We start from the raw sequence: 5133 nt of genomic DNA, 5'->3' as shown, positions 1-5133 counted from the left end.
GCGTGACCTATCCCGACGCCACCCTCAAGGAGCTGGGCGAGCGCGCGACCCCGCCCCTGTCCAAATCGGCCGTTTACCATCGCGTTCGCCGGATCGAGCAGATGGCGAAAGAGTTACACCGCTAGAATGGTTCGCGTACGTGTTGTATTATCGTTTAAGCTTCTGCGAGCAAGAGTATCTTATGAAAGGGGATACGCATGGCAATCAAAGTAGGCATTAACGGATTCGGTCGCATCGGCCGCCTGGCGTTCCGCGCGATGGTGAACGATCCCGAGATCGAGGTTGTGGCAGTGAACGACCTCGGCGACATTCCGACGATGGCCCACCTGCTCAAGTACGATTCCATCCACGGGCGCGCCTTCGACACGGTCGAGGTCACCGAGGACGGCTTCGTGGCCGACGGCCATGCGGTCAAGGTGCTCTCCGAGCGCGAGCCCGCCAACCTCCCCTGGGGCGAGCTGGGCGTCGACGTCGTCGTCGAGTCCACCGGCTTCTTCACCGACGGCACGAAGGCCAAGGCGCACCTTGACGCGGGCGCCAAGAAGGTCGTCATCTCCGCGCCGGCCAAGAACGAGGACATCACCATCGTCATGGGCGTGAACGACGACCAGTACGATCCCGAGAAGCACAACATCATCTCGAACGCCTCGTGCACGACGAACTGCCTGGCCCCCTTCGCGAAGGTGCTCATGGACAACTTCGGCATCAAGCGCGGCTACATGAACACGATCCACTCCTACACGAACGACCAGAAGATCCTCGACCTTCCCCATAAGGACTTGCGTCGCGCCCGCGCGGCCGCCATGTCGATGATCCCCACCACCACGGGCGCCGCCCGCGCGGTGTCGTTGGTGCTGCCCGAGCTCAAGGGCAAGCTGGACGGCTTCGCCACCCGCGTTCCCACGCCGGACGGATCGATGGTCGACCTCACCGTGGAGCTTGAGAAGGACGCCACGGCCGATGAGATCAACGCCGCGATGAAGGCCGCCGCCGAGGGCCCGCTCAAGGGCATCCTGGAGTACACCGAGGACCCGATCGTCTCCATCGACATCGTGGACAACCCGCACTCCTCCATCTTCGACAGCAAGCTGACCATGGTGCTGGGCGGCGAGGGCAACTTCGTCAAGTGCATCTCCTGGTACGACAACGAGTGGGGCTACTCGAACCGTGTGAAGGACTTGGTGAAGATCCTTCTTTAACAGCATTCCCCGAAACGAGCCTGCCTTGGCAGGCTCGTTTCTCGTTTAGACAGGAGGGCCCCATGGCCGAGATCAAAACCATCGACGAGCTGGACGCGCGCGGCAAGCGCGTGCTCGTGCGCGTCGACTTCAACGTGCCGGTGAAGGACGGCGCCGTCACCGACGACACGCGCATCCGCGCGGCGCTGCCCACCATCCAGAAGCTCGTCACGCAAGGCGCGCGCGTCATCCTCATGAGCCATCTCGGCCGTCCGGCCGGCGAGGGCTTCGAGGAGTCGTTCACGCTGCGTCCCGCCGCCCAGAAGCTCTCCGAGCTTATGGGCAAGCCCGTGGTGTTCGCCACCGACACGGTGGGCGACGACGCCCGCGCGAAAGCCGCCTCGCTGCGCGACGGCGACGTGCTGGTGGTGGAGAACCTGCGCTTCGACAAGCGCGAGAAGAAGAACGATCCCGCGTTCTGCGAGGAGCTGGCCGCGCTCGGCGAGGCGTACGTGAACGACGCGTTCGGCACCGCGCACCGCGCCCATGCGTCCACGGCGGGCGTCGCCGCGCTCTTGCCGGCGTACGCGGGCTACCTCATGCAGCGCGAGGTGGCCACGCTCTCGGGCATGCTGGAGGAGCCGCGCCGTCCCTTCGCCGCCATCCTCGGCGGCTCGAAGGTGTCGGACAAGATCAAGGTCATCGACGCGCTCATGGACAAGTGCGACACGCTCATCATCGGCGGCGGCATGTGCTTCACGTTCCTTTTGGCCCAGGGCAAGGCCGTGGGCACCTCGCTCAAGGAAGAGGACTGGGTGGAGCGCGCGGCGGCCATGATCGCGAAGGCGGAGGAACGCGGCGTGCAGCTGCTGCTGCCGGTGGACGTCGTGTGCGCCGACCGCTTCGCCGAAGATGCCGAAACGCTCACGGTCTCGGTCGACGGGATTCCCGGTGATATGATGGGCCTCGACATCGGGCCCGAGACGGCTAAGCTGTACGCCGACGCGGTGGCCCAGGCCAAGACCGTGTTCTGGAACGGCCCCATGGGCGTGTTCGAGATGAAGGCGTTCGAGGCCGGCACGAAGGCCGTGGCCGAGGCCGTGGCCGCCAACGCGGATGCGGACACCATCATCGGCGGCGGCGACAGCGTGGCCGCCGTGAACAAGTTCGACCTGGCCGAGCAGATGACGTTCATCTCCACCGGCGGCGGCGCCTCCATGGAGCTCGTGCAGGGCGAGGCGCTCCCGGGCGTCGAGGCGTTGAAGTAGCAAGCAGGCGATTGCCCCGAACGGGAGACGGTTCCCGTCCGGGGCGTTTCGATGGAAAGGAAGTTCGCATGGCGCGCAAACCCATGATGGCAGGCAACTGGAAGATGAACAACACCATCGCCGAGGCCGTGGTGCTGACGCAGGAGATCTCCAACCAGTACGACAAGGAGACCTGGGGCGAGGACGTCGACATCGTCATCTGCCCGCCCTACGTCGACCTCAAGCCGGCCAAGACCGTGCTCGACTTCGACAAGACGAAGGTGGCCGTGAACGCCCAGAACGTGTACTGGGAGCCCTCCGGCGCCTACACCGGAGAGATCTCGGTGCCCATGATCAAGGAGATCGGCTGCGCGGGCAGCATCGTTGGCCACTCCGAGCGCCGCGAGCTGTTCGGCGAGACGAACGAGGACGTGAACCGCAAGGTGAAGGCGCTCGTCGAGGCGGGCCTGTACGCCATCGTGTGCGTGGGCGAGTCGCTGGCCGTGCGCGACGAGGGCACCACCGAGGAGTTCGTGTGCGCCCAGGTGCGCGCCGCGTTCGCCGGCGTGGACGCCGCCGACGCGCAGCGCTGCGTGGTGGCCTACGAGCCCATCTGGGCCATCGGCACGGGGCGCACGGCCACGCCCGAGCAGGCCGAGGCCGTCTGCGCCGCCATCCGCGCGACGCTCGCCGACCTGTACGGCGCGGAGGTCGCCGAGGAGATGCGCGTGCTGTACGGCGGCTCCATGAACCCGGGCAACGTCGAGGGCCTCATGGCCCAGCCGAACATCGACGGCGGCCTCATCGGCGGCGCCAGCCTGAAGGCGGCGTCTTTCGTGCAGCTGATCAACGCCTGCCTGTAGCCCTGTCGCCGTCCCGGGCGAGCGAAGCGGGTCGAAGGGCCTTCTCGTCAACGGAGGTTCTTCGTCGAAGCTTCGCTTCGGACGGCGGATCCGAGAACCTGTTGTCCCGGCGGCGCGCACTCCGCGCCGCCTCCCGTCATACCGAGCGGAGCGAGCGAAGTGAGCGCAGTCGAAGAATCCCGTGCGGCATCAGCCGAAAACCTTACCCTTCCCGCATGCCTTATCATCATGGACGGCTTCGGCCTGGCCGAGCCGGGTCCGGGAAACGCCATCTCTCAGGCGCGCACGCCGTGCCTCGACGAGGTGTTCGCCACCCGTCCATGGACCAAGCTCGAGGCATCGGGCGAGGCCGTGGGCCTGCCCGCGGGGCAGATGGGCAACTCCGAGGTGGGACACCTCAACATCGGCGCCGGGCGCGTGGTGTTCCAGGAGCTCACCCGCATCAACCGTGCCTGCGCCGACGGTTCGCTGGCGGCGAACCCCGTGCTGAACGAGGCGTTCGCGGCGGCCGCACGGCCGGGGGCGGCGCTGCACCTCATGGGGCTCGTGTCCGACGGCGGCGTCCATTCCTCCAACGAGCACCTCTACGCGCTCGCGCGCGCTGCGAAGGCGGCCGGGGCATCGCATATCGTGGTGCACTGCTTCATGGACGGCCGCGACGTGCCGCCGAGAAGCGGCGCGGGCTATCTGGACGAGCTGGAAGGCGTGCTCGCCGAGCTGACGGATGAGGGCTGCACGGCCGAAATCGGCAGCATCTCGGGACGCTACTACGCCATGGACCGCGACAACCGGTGGGAGCGCGTCGAGCAGGCGTGGCGCGCCGTCGTGGCCGCCGAGCCGCGCGCGGACGCGACGGCCGCCGAGGTCATGGCCGCTTCCTACGCCGCGGATGTCACCGACGAGTTCGTCGTGCCCACGGCGCTGACCGGGCGCGGCGTGCGCGACGGCGACGCGGTCGTGTTCTTCAACTTCCGCCCCGACCGCGCCCGCGAGATCACGCGCGCGCTGGTGGACCCTGCCTTCGCGGGTTTCGAGCGCGGCGCGTGCCCGCAGGTGAGCTTCGTGTGCCTGACCGAGTACGACCCCGAGATACCCGCTCCGGTGGCCTATCCCAAGGAGTTCCCCGCCGACGTGCTGGCCGACGTGCTGGCCGAGGCGGGCCTTGCGCAGTACCACATCGCCGAGACCGAGAAGTACGCCCACGTGACGTTCTTCCTGAACGGCGGGCGCGAGGAGCCGAAAGCAGGGGAGGAGCGCGCGCTCATCCCCAGCCCCAAGGTTGCCACCTACGATCTGAAACCTGAGATGAGCGAGCCTGACGTGGCTGCCACGCTGGCCGCGGCCATCGACGCGGACGAGGCCGACGTGTACATCGTGAACTTCGCGAACCCCGACATGGTGGGGCATACGGGCGTCATCCCGGCCGCCGTGGCCGCCATCGAGGCGGTGGATGCGGGCGTGTCCCAGGTGCTGGCCGCTCTCGAGCGCAAGGGCGGCACGGCGCTCATCACGGCCGACCACGGCAACGCCGATAAGATGCTCAGCCAGGACGGCAGCCCCTTCACGGCTCATACCACGGCGCCTGTGCCGCTCGCGCTCGTGGACTTCGCGGAAACGGGGCGCACGCTCGACGGTCGGCTCGGCGCGCTCTGCGACATCGCGCCCACGCTGCTCGAGCTCATCGGCCTCGAAGCCCCTGCCGCCATGACGGGGAGGAGCCTGCTGGCGTAGGTGGCGTTTTCGCGGGGATGAGGCGCGGGGGACGGGGCTGGCGTCCCGCTCCGTCTCGTCCCGCTACGCGAACGCCTGCGCCGCCCTTGCCCTGACGGGAGCCTTTCGCTATAC

Annotated in this window: 5 protein-coding genes; all 5 read left to right on the top strand. The window is 67.6% G+C overall.

Features of this window, described 5'->3' with window-relative positions:
* Nucleotides 1-125: helix-turn-helix domain-containing protein (locus tag ACMO6A_RS09805; protein ID WP_418471174.1), on the top strand; the 125-nt coding region annotated here is incomplete at its 5' end.
* A 72-nt stretch (nt 126-197) separates the two neighbouring features.
* Nucleotides 198-1199 (top strand): type I glyceraldehyde-3-phosphate dehydrogenase, encoded by a 1002-nt coding sequence (gap, locus tag ACMO6A_RS09800; RefSeq protein WP_009307178.1) that lies wholly within the window; start codon nt 198-200, stop codon nt 1197-1199.
* A gap of 62 nt (nt 1200-1261) precedes the next feature.
* On the top strand, nt 1262-2446 hold the full coding sequence (locus ACMO6A_RS09795; protein WP_009307177.1) for a phosphoglycerate kinase: 1185 nt from the start codon (nt 1262-1264) through the stop codon (nt 2444-2446).
* A gap of 68 nt (nt 2447-2514) precedes the next feature.
* The gene (gene tpiA, locus ACMO6A_RS09790) at nt 2515-3288 is read left to right on the top strand and encodes a triose-phosphate isomerase (RefSeq protein ID WP_009307176.1); all 774 of its coding nucleotides are present in this window, start codon (nt 2515-2517) and stop codon (nt 3286-3288) included.
* 159 nt (nt 3289-3447) lie between these two features.
* Nucleotides 3448-5019 (top strand): 2,3-bisphosphoglycerate-independent phosphoglycerate mutase, encoded by a 1572-nt coding sequence (gpmI, locus tag ACMO6A_RS09785; RefSeq protein WP_009608658.1) that lies wholly within the window; start codon nt 3448-3450, stop codon nt 5017-5019.
* Nucleotides 5020-5133: the final 114 nt, after the last annotated feature.

The sequence above is a fragment of the Eggerthella sp. genome, from assembly GCF_048329335.1.
Taxonomy (GTDB): Bacteria; Actinomycetota; Coriobacteriia; order Coriobacteriales; family Eggerthellaceae; genus Eggerthella; species Eggerthella lenta.
This window is presented reverse-complemented; position numbering and strand designations above follow the sequence as displayed.